The following is a 13592-nucleotide window of genomic DNA, read 5'->3' on the forward strand; positions in this document are numbered from 1 at the left end:
GGTTCGGGGGTGCTTGTCAAGGCATCTTTCCCGCCTTGACAAGCACCCCCGAACCGTCAGCACAATCAACCTTCGGGGTGCCCCACGCAACCAACGGGCGCAATGTCGCCGCCAGGCGACGAGCCGCCACAAGGATCCACCACCCCCGCCAACAACCCACCGGCTACCGGAAGCAACCGCACGGCTCAACCGCCCGGTCGACGCTTCTGCCGTTCGGTGTAGTCGCGCATGCGCTGCGGGTAGCCGACGCGCGCGACCTCGTACACCGGAATCGTGTGCTTGTGCCCGAACCGCTGCGCGGCGTCGAGGCTGGCGATCCGGCGGCGGGTCCATTCGCCGTCGTGCGCGACGAGCACCACAGTGGTGTCGGTCACCGTGGTTTTCGGCTCGACGAAGGCTTCCACTCCGCGGCGCGCGGCGGCCCATTCTTCCAGGTAGCGGGTATCGGCCTGGCCTCCGGAGCGGCCTGCTCCAGCGGCGGGGCCGCGTCTGCCGCGGCGGCGCAACGAGTCGAAGATCCCCACTTCGACCACCTTTCTTCCGGTGAGAGTCCGGACTCCATTATTCCCGGTCGCGCGTGTGGCCGGTGTCGCAGCGCGGCCTTGGCCCGGCTAGGTCGCAACACCGATCGGCGTAGTGACAAGATGGCGGTTGTCGCGCGCGCGTTTATACCGGGTGCCGCGGCGACCGAAGCTTCACCCCTATCGCTGCCGAGGAGTTATTGAAGTGAGCGACACCTCCGCCGACCTCGTGATCCTGGGAGGCGGATCGGGCGGCTACGCCGCGGCCTTCCGCGCGGCCGAGCTGGGCCTTTCCGTCACGCTGATCGAGAAGGACAAGCTGGGCGGGACCTGCCTCCACCGGGGCTGCATCCCGACCAAGGCCCTGCTGCACGCCGCCGAAGTCGCCGACGAGACCCGCGACGCCGAGACCTTCGGCGTCAAGGCCGTCTTCGAGGGCATCGACATCGCCGGGGTGAACAAGTACAAGGACGGCATCGTCTCCCGGCTGTACAAGGGCCTCCAGGGCCTGGCCAAGGCGCACAAGGTGAACCTCGTCGAGGGCACCGGCCGGTTCGTCGGCGGCACCACCGTCGAGGTCGACGGCACCCGCTACACCGGCAAGAACGTCATCCTCGCCACCGGTTCCTACTCGCGCACCCTTCCCGGCCTCGAACTCGGCGGCCGCATCATCGCGAGCGAGCAGGCGCTGACGCTGGACTACGTGCCGAAAAAGGTCGTCGTGCTCGGCGGCGGCGTGATCGGCGTGGAGTTCGCCAGCGTGTGGGCCTCCTTCGGGGTCGACGTCACCGTGGTCGAGGCGCTCCCGCGGCTGGTCCCGAACGAGGACGAGTACGCCTCCAAGCAGCTCGAGCGCGCGTTCCGCCGCCGCAAGATCGGCTTCAAGACCGGCGTCCGGTTCACCGGCGCGAAGCAGGACGACAACGGCGTCAGCGTGTCGCTGGAGTCCGGCGAGACGCTGGAAGCCGACCTGCTGCTCGTCGCGGTCGGCCGCGGCCCGAACTCGGCCGGGCACGGCTACGAGGAGGCGGGCGTCCGGATCGACCGCGGCTTCGTGCTCACCGACGACCGGCTGCGCACCAACCTGCCGAACGTCTACGCGGTCGGCGACATCGTGCCGGGCCTGCAGCTCGCGCACCGCGGCTTCCAGCAGGGCATCTTCGTGGCCGAGGAGATCGCCGGCCTGAACCCGCGCGCCATCGACGAGCGCGGCATCCCGCGCGTCACCTACTCGCACCCCGAGGTCGCCTCGGTCGGGCTCACCGAGTCCCAGGCCAAGGAGAAGTACGGTTCGGACGTCACCACGTTCACCTACGACCTCGGCGGCAACGGCAAGAGCCAGATCCTCAAGACCTCCGGCGGCGTGAAGCTGGTGAAGGCGCCGGACGGCCCCGTCGTCGGCGTGCACATGGTCGGCGACCGGGTCGGCGAGCTGATCGGCGAAGCGCAGCTGATCTACAGCTGGGAGGCGTTCCCGGAGGACGTCGCCCCGCTGATCCACGCGCACCCCACGCAGACCGAGGCACTCGGCGAAGCGTTCCTCGCCCTCGCGGGCAAGCCGCTGCACGTGCACAGCTGACGCGCAACCAGCACAATCCAGACCACGTCTTAGCGATCAAGGGAGCCAGCGAACAATGGCCTACTCCGTCACGCTGCCGGAGCTCGGCGAGAGCGTCACCGAGGGCACCGTCACCCGGTGGTTGAAGCAGGAGGGCGACACCGTCGAGGTCGACGAGCCGTTGCTCGAGATCTCGACCGACAAGGTCGACACCGAAGTACCGTCGCCGGTCGCCGGCACGGTCGTGAAGATCAGCGCCAAGGAAGACGACACCGTCGAGGTCGGCGGCGAGCTGGCGGTGATCGACGACGGCACCGGCGGCGTGCCCGAGTCCTCCGCCCCGGCCCAGCAGTCCGAGCCGGAGCCCGCCCCGCAGCAGCAGGAAGCCCCTGCTCCCGCCGCGTCGTCCGCCCCGGCGGAGTCCGCTCCGTCGCAGCCGGACACCGCGCCGGCCGCGGGCGGTTCGGGCACCGAGGTGAAGCTGCCCGAGCTGGGCGAGAGCGTCACCGAGGGCACCGTCACCCGCTGGCTGAAGCAGGTCGGCGAGTCCGTCGAGGTCGACGAGCCGCTGCTCGAGATCTCCACGGACAAGGTCGACACCGAGGTCCCGTCGCCGGTCGCCGGCACCGTGCTGGAGATCCGCGCGGGCGAGGACGAGACCGTCGAGGTCGGCGGGGTGCTCGCGGTCATCGGAGACGCGAACGCCGCCCCGGCGCAGGAGTCCAAGCCCGCTCCCGCCCCGGCGCAGGAAAGCAAGCCCGCCCCGGCTCCGGAACCCGAGCCCGCTCCGGCCCCGGCGCAGGAGAGCAAGCCCGCTCCGGCTCCCGAGCCCGCCGCCCCGGCCGCTCCGGCGCAGGAAAGCAAGCCCGCTCCGGCCGCCCAGGCCCCGGCGGACAACGGCTCCGCGGACGGCCCGTACGTCACGCCGCTGGTGCGCAAGCTCGCCTCCGAGCACGGCATCGACCTCGCGTCGCTGACCGGCAGCGGAGTCGGCGGCCGCATCCGCAAGCAGGACGTGCTCGCCGCGGCCGAGGCCAAGCAGAAGGAGGCTCCGGCCCCGGCTGCCGCCGCTCCGGCCGCTCCGGCCGCCGCCGCTGAGTCCGCTCCGCGCGCCGCCGCGGTTTCGCCGGAGGTCGCCGCCCTGCGCGGCACCGTGCAGAAGGCGAGCCGGATCCGGCAGATCACCGCGACCAAGACCCGCGAGTCGCTGCAGGTCTCCGCGCAGCTCACACAGGTGCACGAGGTGGACGTCACCAAGATCGCCAAGCTGCGCCAGCGCGCGAAGGCGGCGTTCAAGGAGCGCGAGGGCGTCAACCTCACGTTCCTGCCGTTCTTCGCCAAGGCGACGGTCGAGGCGCTCAAGCAGCACCCGAACGTCAACGCGTCCTACAACGAGGACACGAAGGAGATCACCTACCACGGCGCCGTGCACCTGGGCATCGCGGTGGACACCGAGCGCGGCCTGCTCTCGGTCGTGATCCACGACGCGGGCGAGCTGAGCCTCGCCGGTCTCGCGCACCGCATCGCCGACCTGGCGGCGCGGGCCCGGGCCAACAAGATCAAGCCGGACGAGCTGATCGGCGGCACCTTCACCGTCACGAACATCGGCTCCAACGGGGCCCTGTTCGACACGCCGATCATCGTGCAGCCGCAGTCCGGCATGCTCGGCACCGGCGCCGTGGTGAAGCGCCCGGTCGTCGTGGCCGACGCCGAGGGCAACGACACCATCGCGGTCCGCTCGATGGCGTACCTGCCGCTGACCTACGACCACCGCCTGGTCGACGGCGCGGACGCCGGCCGCTTCCTGACCACGATCAAGCAGCGGCTGGAAGAGGGCAACTTCGAGGACGAGCTGGGTCTCTGATCCGGTAACTCTCTCGGCCGACGGCCCCCGCGCTCTCCGGAGTGCGGGGGCCGTCGTCGTTTCCGCATATTCGAGCATTCCGGAATTCCGGATTTGCGGAGTAGAGTGGGCTCATGCTCACTCGACGCAGCTTGCTGACGTCGGTCGCAGCAGCGGGGGCCGCCACGTTCGTCGCGCCCTCGCTCGCGCTGGCCGACCCCCCGGACCAATCCACTCCCGAAGGCTGGCTCGCCCGGCTGGCCGCCCGCCCCGGCGACGTCTCGGCGGTCTTCGCCGACGGCGCCGGCCGCCGCCTGACCCACTTCGCGGACCAACCGCGCCCGCTCGCGTCCGCGATCAAGGCGGTGCACCTGCTCGCCTACACGACCGCGGTCGCGGAGGGACGACTCGATCCGGCCGAGCCGGTGCGCGTCGGCGACTGGGACGCCTGGCATCCCTACCTCGGCGACGGCCCGATCGGCTCGGGCGCTCACTGGCAAGCACTGACCCGGCTCGGAATCCCGTGCGACGAATACGGCATGGCGAAGAACCCGGAGCAGCGCGTGCCGCTGCGAAACATCGCGGACATGGCGATCTTCGTCAGCGACAACGCCGCGGCCGACTACCTGCGCCACCGGCTCGGCGACCGGGCGCTGCGAGCGGCGGGGGCTCGCGGCGGCTGGCCGATGCCGGACGTCCGGATGTTCAGCGGTGAAGTGCTGCTGCTGTTGTTTCCCGAGTACTGCCCGCCGCCGGGCAGCCCGGTCGTGGTTCGCCGCGCCGCGGGCGACGCCCTCGCGGACCGGTTCGCCTACGACAAATCGTTCCGCGCCCGGGTGATTCCGCGGGTCACGACGAATCCCCCTTCCCTAGAGCAGGTGCGGGCTTGGACCAATGAGACCGGCCAGGGCAGCGCCGCTCAGTTGTTCGGGCTGCACCACGAAATCGCGTCGAGTCGCGATCGCGCCGCCGTTCTCGCGCAGCAGGTCCTCGGCGTGCCGCTCGCGTCCATGAAGCCGCCGGGCTCGGATGCGCTGCTGTTCAAGGGCGGCAGCTTCTCCGTCAACATCCTCACGATGGGATTCGACGTGCTGTGGCCGGACCGTCGCCCCGGCACCGGCACGCTCCTGCTGCAGAACGCGACCGCCGAGGACGAGAAGTACTACGAGGTGCTGCTCAAGCTCGGCATCGACGCGCTGAGCCAACCCGCCACCTTCCAAGCTATGGAGCGCGCGCTGGGACACTGACCCGCATGACCGAAGACCTCGCCGAGCGCGTCGCGGCGCTCGAACGCCGGATGGCCGCATTGGAGGGGCGGCCCGCCGAACCCGTCCAGAGCGGTCCGCAGGGGGTCGTGGGCTATCAGGGTGAATTGACGGATCCCGAGCTGCGCTGGGAAATCCGGCTCACCACGCCCGCGGTCCTGGCCCTGCCGGACGGGCCGCGCGCCGAGGTGCTGGCCGCGCTGGCGAACACCGACCGGATCGCGCTCGTCCGGCTGCTCGCCCGCGACGGCGCGCAAACCGGTGCCGCGCTGCAGGAAGCCGCCGAACTCAGCTCGCCGGGACGGCTTTACCACCACCTCAAGGCGCTCACCGCGGCCGGGCTTGTCGAGCAGGACCGCCGCGGCAGCTACCGGCTCAAGCCGACCGCCGCGATTCCCGCGCTGGTGCTGCTGACCGCCGCCGCCGACGTCGCCGGCCAGCTCCGCCCGGGTGTGCGCGAGCCCGGCCGATAGGACACGATCAGAGGCATGCGGGTACTCATCGCGGGCTCCGGCGGTCTCCTCGGCACCGCATTGACCGGACGGCTGCGCGAATCCGGGCACGAAGTGCGCCGGCTGGTGCGGCGCACCGCGCAGGCCGCCGACGAGAGCGGCTGGGACCCGCCGTCGGGACGGATCGACGACGGCGCGTTCGACGGCCTCGACGCGGTGGTGAACCTGTGCGGCGCGCCGCTGTTGCCCGGCCGCTGGAGCGGAATGCGCAAACAGCAGCTGCTCGACAGCCGCGTCGAGCCGACCGAGGTGCTCGCAGAAGCGGTGGCCGAACACGGCATCGGAGTGCTGGTGAACGCCTCCGCCGTCGGCTACTACGGCAACTCCGGGTCCACTGTGGTCGATGAGAACACCAAGGCGGGCAACGGTTTTCTCGCCGAGATGTGCACCGAATGGGAGGACGCGACCGCCGCGGCGGCCAACGCCCGGGTGGTCTCGGTCCGCACCGGGCTTGTCCTGGCCCGGCACGGCGGCCTGCTCGACGTGCTGCGTCCGCTCTTCCGCTTCGCGCTCGGCGGGCGGCTCGGCGACGGCAGCCAGTACATGCCGTGGATCGCGCTGGACGACGAAATCGGTGCCCTCGTGCACATCCTGGAGCACGACACGCTGTCCGGTCCGGTCAACCTCACCGGCCCGATCCCGGTCACCAACACCGAATTCACCCACGCCCTCGGCCGCGCCGTGCACGGGCCCGCGCCGTGGTGGGTGCCGGAAATCGCGATGAAGATCGCCCTCGGCCAAGCCGCCGAGGAGATGGCGTTGTACGGGCAGCGCGCGGTGCCCCGGAAGCTCGAGGCCAGCGGTTACGAATTCCGCCACCGCACCGTCGACAGCGCGCTCGCCGCGGCGACGTGACGATGCCGCGCGTCCGGTGGGTCGTCACCGGGGTGGTGCTGTTCGCCGCGTTCCTCTGGCTCGGATTCCTGGTGGACCGGCAGCCGCTGCAGCTCGACGTCGAGGTCGCCACCGCCTTGCAGGGACAGGACACCCGCCCGGCCGGCCAGATCGCGGGCGTGGTGACGAACGTCCTCGGCCCGGTGCTGCCGTATGTGCTCGGTGTGGTGCTGCTGGCGATCGTGCTGCGGGACCGGTCGCAGTTCTCGCTCTGCGTGCGGCTCGCCGTGGTGCTTCTGCTGTGCCGGTTTACCAGCCTGGCGTTCAAGCCGGTGTTCCAGCGGCAGCGACCGCGCGTGTACCCGGATCTGAGCTACCCCAGCGGCCACGTCGTTTCCGTCGCCACGACCGGCCTGGTCGTCGTCCTGCTCTGCGCCTGGCTCCGGCCGCGGCTCGTGCGGTGGGCGATCTGGGTTTCCGCCGCGGCGACCGTGCTGGCCGCGGCCTGCCGGATCGTGCTCGGCGTGCACTGGGTCACCGACACCGTCGGGGCCGTGCTCGCGGTGCTCGGCGTGGGGCTGGTGTCAGCGACCGCACTCCGGCTGATTCCCTTTCCGGCGGGCGAAAGGCGTAGCCTCGACGGGTGAGTTCTTCGAGCGCAAGCTGTCGTATCGCCACCGAACCCCTGGTCGTGCGCGAGGTCGGGACGATCGACTACACCGAGGCCTGGGACCTGCAGCGGGAGCTTCTCGCCGCGCGCGCGGACGAGACCGGGCCGGACACCATGCTGCTGCTGGAGCACCCGTCGGTCTACACCGCGGGCAAGCGCACCGAACCCGAGGACCGGCCGGTCGACGGCACCCCGGTGATCGACGTCGACCGCGGCGGCAAGATCACCTGGCACGGCCCGGGCCAGCTGGTCGGCTACCCGATCCTGAAGCTCGCCGACCCGATCGACGTCATGCACTACGTGCGGCGTCTCGAGGAAGCGCTGATCGCGGTGTGCGACCGGTTCGGCGTGCGCACCGGCCGCGTCGAGGGCCGCAGCGGCGTGTGGATTCCGGCCGACGAGCGCGGCATCGAGCGCAAGATCGCCGCGATCGGCATCCGCGTCCAGCGCGGCGTGACGATGCACGGGTTCGAGCTGAACTGCAACGCCGACCTGGCCGCGTTCGACAACATCGTGCCGTGCGGCATCCGCGACGCGGGCGTCACCTCGCTGTCGTACGAACTGCAGCGCGACGTCCCGGTCGCCGAGGTGCTGCCGCTGGCGAAGGAGCTGGTGCTGGCCGCGCTCGAAGGCGAACTGCCGGTGAGCGACGACCGCTGGCTGCCGCGTCCGGAGGCCCCGAAGGCCCCCGGCGTCACCTTCGCCCTGCAGAACTGACCGTCTCGTGAGTGGCAATCCCGGTTAGAACCGGGATTGCCACTCACGAGCTCTTACTTTCAGTCCAACTGCGGCGCGACCTCGCTGGCCACGAACTCGATGTGGTCGAGGTCGGAGAGGTCCAGCACCTGCAGGTACAGCCGGGTGATCCCGGTCTTCTCCCGCCACTGCCCGATCCGGTCCACGATCTCCGCCGCGGTCCCGGCCAGCCCGTTGGCCCGCAACTCGTCCGTCTCCCGGCCGATCGCGGACGCCCGGCGCGCGACCTCGGCCTCGTCCCGGCCCGCCGCGAGCACGAGCGCGACCGAACGCAGGATTTCCTTGGGGTCGCGGCCGATCGCCTCCGCCGCCGCGTCCACGCGCTGGAACTGCGCTAGCGCGGTCTCGGCGTCCACGAACGGCAGGTTGAACTCGTCGGCGTACTGCGCGGCCAGCGCCGGGGTGCGCTTCTTGCCGCCGCCGCCGATGATCACCGGCGGCGCGGGCGACTGCGCGGGCTTCGGCAGCGCGGGCGAATCGGCGAGCGTGTAGTAGTCGCCGGAGTAGGAGAACTTCTCCCCCGCCGGGGTCTTCCACAGGCCGGTGATCACCGCGAGCTGCTCGGCGTAGCGGTCGAAACGTTCCTTGAGCGGCGGCAGGGTGAGCCCGTAAGCGGCGTGCTCGTCGTCGTACCACCCGGCCCCGAAGCCGAATTCCACGCGCCCGCCGGACATCTGGTCCACCTGCGCGACCGAGATCGCGAGCGGGCCGGGGTGGCGGAAGGTGGCCGCGGTGACGAGCGTGCCGAGCCGGATCCGCTCGGTCTCGCGGGCGAGGCCGGCGAGGGTGATCCACGCGTCGGTCGGCCCGGGGAGGCCGTCCGCGCTCCCCATCTTGAGGTAGTGGTCGCTGCGGAAGAACGCGTCGTAGCCCGCGGCCTCAGTGGTCCGCGCGACCCGCAGCAGGTCGTCGTAGCTCGCCCCCTGCTGGGGTTCGGTGAAGATCCTCAAGTCCATGTCCGCCAGCCTAACGGCGGAACGATCAGCCCGCGGCGGGCCGCTCCTGGTCGTCGGCCGGGCGGCGCAGCCGGAACAGCATCCGCATGATGACGTCCTCGATCTCGGCCCCGACCTTCTTCGGGTCCGCCGCGCCGGCGATCTCGGTGGCCGCGCTCGACAGCGCGCCGAACAGCAGCCGCGCGGTGAGGTCGACCGGCACCGGCTCCACCTCGCCCGCGTCGACGAGCAACTGCAGCCCGGACCGCACGAGCCCGAAGCTGGACTGCTCCTCCGCCTCGCGCCAGCGTTCCCAGCCCATCACGACCGGCCCCTCGTGGATGGCGATCCGCTGGTACGACGGGTCGAGGCAGCTGCGGATGAACGCCTGCAGCCCGCCCATCGCGCGCTCCCACGGCGCGCCGTCGCCGGTCATGATCTTCTGCAGCCGGTCGTAGACCAGGCTTTCCACCTGTTCGAACGCGGCCTCGAAGAGCGCCTGCTTTCCGCTGAAATGGTGGTACAGCGCGCCTTTCGTGACCCGGGCGCGTTTGGCCACCTCGTCGAGCGAGGTGCCCGCGTATCCGCGTTTGGTGAACAGTTCGACCGCGCTGTCGACCAGGGCGGAGCGGGTCGACTCGGAGTAGTCGAGTCGTCGGGACCTCATTGTCGGCACGCTCACAACCTTACGCCGGGGCCTGCCGGACCATACCCGTGGTATGTTGGCTGCGTCAGGTCCGTACCGGGAGTATGCCGCAGACCGGCAGTATGACCCGGGTCACGGAAGGGGAGCCACACCATGAGCTGGACCGACTTCTACCGGCGGCGAGAGATCCTCGATGCCGCTGTCCGCCAAGCGAGGCGCGCACCGCAGGCGCCGCTGTCGCTGGCCGAAATCCCGGGTGCCGCCGACGAGTTCGGCACCGAAGAGAACCTGTTGCTGGCGCTGCAGTACAAGTGGACGCAGCTGCTCAGCGGCTACCTGCGGGCCGAGTTCGCCGATCCCGACGAGGCGGATCTGCCCGGCGACCAGGTCGACGCCGTCACCCGCGCGTGGCGGCAGGCACAACACGACTACGAAGACCTGCGCGCGGTGCTGGACGGTGCCTTGGAGCGCTGCTCCGCGCTGGAACCGCTGCACCGCATCGAATTGCACATGCTGGCGCTGACCGCCGGTCTCGCCGAGCCGAACGAACCGGCCGACGAGATCGTCAAGGTCGGGCGGACGCTCGACGCGCTGCTGCGCGCGGGCGACACCGGCCCGGTCCGCAGGCGCGGCCCGGTCGGGCATCTGATGCGCCTGCTCGCGCCGAGTGCGTGACGTGTAGTTAGCTGACCCGATGAACGAACGCTGGACCGAGGCCCGGATCCCCGACCAGAGCGGCCGGACCGTCCTGATCACCGGAGCGAATTCCGGCCTCGGCCTGCGTTCGGCGGAGGTCCTCGCCGCACACGGCGCTCGCGTGCTGCTGGGCTGCCGCTCGCCGGAACGCGGCGAAACCGCGCTCAACCGGGTCCGCGCCGCGGCTTCGGGCGCCAAACCCGAACTCGTCCGCCTGGACCTCGCCGACCTGGCGTCCGTCCGGAAAGCCGCCGCGGCCGTGCGCGAACTCACCGGCGACGCACTGGACGTGCTGATGAACAACGCCGGCGTCATGGCCACCGCACAAGGCCGCACCGCGGACGGTTTCGAGCTGCAATTCGGCACAAACCACCTCGGACACGCCGCGCTGACGTGGCTGCTGATGCCCGCCCTGCGTGGCGTACCCGCTGGCCGCGTCGTCACGCTGTCCAGCGTCGCCGCCGTTGGCGCACACCTGCACCTGGACGACCCGAACGCCGAACGCCGCCCGTACCGCGCGGCCGCCGCGTACGGCCAGGCGAAACTCTCGAACCAAACCTTCGGCATCGAACTGGATCGACGCCTTCGCACGGCCGATTCCACTGTGCTCAGTGTGTTGGCGCATCCCGGCTACAGCGCGACCGGCCTGACCACGAATATGGCGAGCTCGTACCAGAACCCGTTGGTGCGCACCGTGCTGCAGGAAGTCGGCAAGCTCGGCGGAATGCTGCTGGCCCAACGCGTCGAGCACGGCGCGCTGCCGCAGCTGTACGCCGCGACCGCGCCAGACGTCGAAGGCGGCGACTACCTCGGACCGGTTTTCGCCGTCCGCGGCCGCCCGACGAAGGTGCGCACCCTTGCCCCGGCCCGGAATCCGGAAGCCGGGACCACATTGTGGGAGCTCACCGCCGAGCTGACCGGCATCACTCCCGATCCGCGCTGAACTCCAGCAGCGGCAACGAGATCCGGAAGCACGCACCTTCCCCCACCGCGGTCTCCAACTCGATCTCGCCGTCCGCGCCCGCGAACGATCCGCGCCATAGAACCGATCAAAGACCCGATCCGCTTGCGCCGCAGTCATACCCGGACCTTCATCAGCGACCTCCAACACCGCCCGGCCGCCCACAGTCCCGACCCCGATGCGGACCGCAGCCCGGGGGAATCCGCGGAGCTTCTGGGAGAACCCTGTGCGTTCCGGGCCGTCCCGGGGGTTGATCGGGCCCCGTTCACAGGAAAACCTCGGCGTAGGGTGGAGATCGTGAGTGCTGCACCGGAGGGACGGAAGTTGTTGCGGCTTGAGGTGCGCAACAGCGAGACCCCGATCGAGAAGAAGCCGTCGTGGATCAAGACGCGGGTGCGGATGGGCCCCGAATTCACCGAGTTGAAGGGCCTGGTTCGCCGCGAAGGCCTGCACACCGTCTGTGAAGAAGCGGGCTGTCCCAACATCTACGAATGCTGGGAAGACCGGGAAGCCACCTTCCTGATCGGCGGCGACCAATGCACCCGCCGGTGCGACTTCTGCCAGATCGACACCGGTAAACCCGCCGAACTGGACCGCACCGAGCCGCGGAAGGTCGCCGAATCGGTGCAGGCCATGGGCTTGCGGTACTCGACGATCACTGGCGTCGCCCGCGACGACCTCGCCGACGGCGGCGCGTGGCTGTACGCCGAAACCGTCCGGCAGATCCACGCGTTGAACCCTGGCACCGGCGTCGAACTGTTGATCCCGGACTTCAACGCCGAACCCGACCAGTTGGCCGAAGTCTTCGGGTCGCGTCCCGAGGTCTTGGCACACAACGTGGAAACGGTGCCGCGGATCTTCAAGCGAATCCGCCCCGGCTTCCGCTACGCCCGTTCGCTGGACGTCATCACCCAGGCCCGCGCGGCCGGTCTGGTGACGAAGTCGAACCTGATCCTCGGCATGGGCGAAACCCCGGACGAGGTCACCGTCGCCTTGCAGGACCTCTTCGACGCGGGCTGCGAGATCATCACCATCACCCAGTACCTGCGCCCCTCGCCGCGACACCACCCGGTCGACCGCTGGGTCAAGCCGGAAGAGTTCGTCGAGCACGCGAAAACCGCCGAGGCGATCGGATTCCCCGGCGTGATGGCCGGACCGCTGGTCCGCTCGTCCTACCGCGCCGGACGGCTCTACGCCCAGACCAAGGCCCACCGCGGCGAGGAACTCCCGGAGAACCTCGCCCACCTCACTGCCGAAGGACCGGCGGCACAGGAAGCCAGCAGCCTGCTGTCCCGCTGACACCCGTTCACCGAAGGGCCCCGGTTACGCACCGGGGCCCTTCGTCGTCTCCGGATCACCCGAACGTGGCATCCAATTCCCAAGAATCAGTAAAGTTATGGTGTGGCTTTAGTAACGGACCTCCTCGACTGGTTGCAAGCACTCCCCCAACCGGGCCTCGTCGCCGCAGCCGGCGGGCTCGTGTTCGCCGAGTGCACGATCGGCCTCGGCTTCATCGCCCCCGGCGAATCAGGCCTGCTGATCGCAGCGACCACCGCGACGTCCGGGCCTCGCTTTCTGACCCTGTGGGCGGTAGTCACCGTCTGCGCGGCGCTGGGCGATTCGGTCGGGTACGTCCTCGGCCGGAAGTTCGGACCGCGGTTGCGGGAGACGAAGCTCATCCGCAAGTACGGCCTGGAGGCCTGGGACCGAGCCACCGGAGTCCTCGAACGCAGAGGCGCATGGGCGGTGTTCTTCGCGCGGTTCCTGCCGGTGCTGCGCACCCTGACCCCGGCCGCCGCGGGAGCTTCGAACCTGCCGTTCCGCAAATTCCTCCCCGCGACGGCTGCTGGCGCGTTCTGCTGGTCGCTGGTGCACATCAGCCTCGGAGCGGCGCTGGGCGAGGCGGCGAAGCAGGTCGAGAGCGCGATGAACACCGGATTCCTGGTGGTAGCCGCGCTCGTGGTGGGGGTGTTGGTGTTCTTCTTGCTGCGGTTGAAGAAACGCAAGGCAATGGGCGTGGCCGGTTCCGAGGCTTCGCCGGACGAGCAGCCGGAGGAGCCCGTGCGCATCGGCAACTGACCCAGGTCTGCCCGGTTGACGGGTCAGTGCATCTGCCCGCCGAACTCACCTGGGCCGGAGCCGCCGAACTGCTCCCGCTTCCCGGCTTGCTCGCGCAGCCGACTCAGGCCCCCAGTTCTCGATCAGCCACCTCGAGGTGCCGCATCCGCCCGGCTCGCCAACCAACCCGGCGCGGGCCCCGCCCGACTCCCGGCCAGGCACCTCGAGTTGCTGCGTCCTCTCGACTTCCCCTCCGCGCCAGGCAACGCATGCGCGCGCCAGACCGCCGCTCCCCGACTTCCCCGCTCCCGGGCCTCCGGGGTGGAGCAAACCTGGG

General features: G+C 70.3%; 14 protein-coding genes. 11 read left to right on the forward strand and 3 right to left on the reverse strand.

Going from position 1 to position 13592, the window contains the following annotated elements; translation table 11 throughout:
* Window positions 1–185: 185 nt before the first annotated feature.
* Window positions 186–533 (reverse strand): oxidoreductase, encoded by a 348-nt coding sequence (locus D0D37_RS42835; RefSeq protein ID WP_116206290.1) that lies wholly within the window; start codon window positions 531–533, stop codon window positions 186–188.
* Between the two features lie 193 nt (window positions 534–726).
* Here D0D37_RS42835 and lpdA point away from each other — a divergent pair, with 193 nt between their 5' ends.
* The 7 genes from lpdA to lipB all read left to right on the forward strand — a co-directional run bounded on the left by lpdA (window position 727) and on the right by lipB (window position 7920).
* Window positions 727–2100, forward strand: coding sequence for a dihydrolipoyl dehydrogenase (lpdA, locus tag D0D37_RS42840; protein WP_116206291.1), 1374 nt, complete (start codon window positions 727–729; stop codon window positions 2098–2100).
* Window positions 2101–2155: 55 nt separating this feature from the next.
* The gene (gene sucB / locus D0D37_RS42845; RefSeq protein ID WP_116206292.1) at window positions 2156–3943 is read left to right on the forward strand and encodes a 2-oxoglutarate dehydrogenase, E2 component, dihydrolipoamide succinyltransferase; all 1788 of its coding nucleotides are present in this window, start codon (window positions 2156–2158) and stop codon (window positions 3941–3943) included.
* Between the two features lie 113 nt (window positions 3944–4056).
* On the forward strand, window positions 4057–5169 hold the full coding sequence (locus D0D37_RS42850) for a serine hydrolase (RefSeq protein ID WP_116206293.1): 1113 nt from the start codon (window positions 4057–4059) through the stop codon (window positions 5167–5169).
* 5 nt (window positions 5170–5174) lie between these two features.
* Complete coding sequence (locus D0D37_RS42855) at window positions 5175–5660, forward strand: ArsR/SmtB family transcription factor (RefSeq protein ID WP_116206294.1); 486 nt, start codon at window positions 5175–5177, stop codon at window positions 5658–5660.
* Window positions 5661–5675: 15 nt separating this feature from the next.
* Window positions 5676–6554: a TIGR01777 family oxidoreductase gene (locus D0D37_RS42860; protein WP_116206295.1), complete on the forward strand. Its 879-nt coding sequence runs from the start codon at window positions 5676–5678 to the stop codon at window positions 6552–6554.
* The gene (locus D0D37_RS42865; RefSeq protein WP_162834755.1) at window positions 6551–7180 is read left to right on the forward strand and encodes a phosphatase PAP2 family protein; all 630 of its coding nucleotides are present in this window, start codon (window positions 6551–6553) and stop codon (window positions 7178–7180) included. Before D0D37_RS42860 ends, D0D37_RS42865 begins: the two co-directional genes overlap by 4 nt.
* A complete protein-coding gene (gene lipB / locus D0D37_RS42870) occupies window positions 7177–7920 on the forward strand; it encodes a lipoyl(octanoyl) transferase LipB (protein WP_116206297.1) in 744 nt (247 codons plus the stop codon). The genes D0D37_RS42865 and lipB overlap by 4 nt, the downstream gene beginning before the upstream one ends.
* Window positions 7921–7979: 59 nt before the next feature.
* Here the strand turns inward: lipB and D0D37_RS42875 are convergent, their stop codons facing one another.
* Entirely contained in the window at window positions 7980–8915 is a 936-nt protein-coding gene (locus D0D37_RS42875) for an LLM class F420-dependent oxidoreductase (protein WP_116206298.1), read from the reverse strand.
* Between the two features lie 25 nt (window positions 8916–8940).
* A complete protein-coding gene (locus D0D37_RS42880; RefSeq protein WP_116206299.1) occupies window positions 8941–9561 on the reverse strand; it encodes a TetR/AcrR family transcriptional regulator in 621 nt (206 codons plus the stop codon).
* A 132-nt stretch (window positions 9562–9693) separates the two neighbouring features.
* Between D0D37_RS42880 and D0D37_RS42885 the strand changes: the two genes are divergently transcribed.
* The 4 genes from D0D37_RS42885 (at window position 9694) to D0D37_RS42905 (ending at window position 13276) form a co-directional block, all read left to right on the forward strand.
* Complete coding sequence (locus D0D37_RS42885) at window positions 9694–10215, forward strand: hypothetical protein (RefSeq protein ID WP_116206300.1); 522 nt, start codon at window positions 9694–9696, stop codon at window positions 10213–10215.
* A 19-nt stretch (window positions 10216–10234) separates the two neighbouring features.
* Window positions 10235–11179 (forward strand): oxidoreductase, encoded by a 945-nt coding sequence (locus tag D0D37_RS42890; protein ID WP_116206301.1) that lies wholly within the window; start codon window positions 10235–10237, stop codon window positions 11177–11179.
* Between the two features lie 315 nt (window positions 11180–11494).
* Window positions 11495–12496 (forward strand): lipoyl synthase, encoded by a 1002-nt coding sequence (lipA, locus tag D0D37_RS42900; protein WP_116206303.1) that lies wholly within the window; start codon window positions 11495–11497, stop codon window positions 12494–12496.
* A gap of 102 nt (window positions 12497–12598) precedes the next feature.
* Complete coding sequence (locus tag D0D37_RS42905; RefSeq protein WP_116206302.1) at window positions 12599–13276, forward strand: DedA family protein; 678 nt, start codon at window positions 12599–12601, stop codon at window positions 13274–13276.
* The last annotated feature ends 316 nt before the right edge of the window (window positions 13277–13592 follow it).

The organism is Amycolatopsis circi, from assembly GCF_003385235.1.
Classification (GTDB): domain Bacteria; phylum Actinomycetota; class Actinomycetes; order Mycobacteriales; family Pseudonocardiaceae; genus Amycolatopsis; species Amycolatopsis circi.

Bases quoted from the DNA above. Each gene is read 5' to 3' on its own strand.
- D0D37_RS42890 (WP_116206301.1), top strand. From the start codon at position 10,235: ATGAACGAACGCTGGACCGAGGCCCGGATCCCCGACCAGAGCGGCCGG.
- D0D37_RS42880 (WP_116206299.1), bottom strand. From the start codon at position 9,561: ATGAGGTCCCGACGACTCGACTACTCCGAGTCGACCCGCTCCGCCCTG.
- D0D37_RS42850 (WP_116206293.1), top strand. From the start codon at position 4,057: ATGCTCACTCGACGCAGCTTGCTGACGTCGGTCGCAGCAGCGGGGGCC.
- D0D37_RS42855 (WP_116206294.1), top strand. From the start codon at position 5,175: ATGACCGAAGACCTCGCCGAGCGCGTCGCGGCGCTCGAACGCCGGATG.
- D0D37_RS42885 (WP_116206300.1), top strand. From the start codon at position 9,694: ATGAGCTGGACCGACTTCTACCGGCGGCGAGAGATCCTCGATGCCGCT.
- D0D37_RS42860 (WP_116206295.1), top strand. From the start codon at position 5,676: ATGCGGGTACTCATCGCGGGCTCCGGCGGTCTCCTCGGCACCGCATTG.
- sucB (WP_116206292.1), top strand. From the start codon at position 2,156: ATGGCCTACTCCGTCACGCTGCCGGAGCTCGGCGAGAGCGTCACCGAG.
- D0D37_RS42875 (WP_116206298.1), bottom strand. From the start codon at position 8,915: ATGGACTTGAGGATCTTCACCGAACCCCAGCAGGGGGCGAGCTACGAC.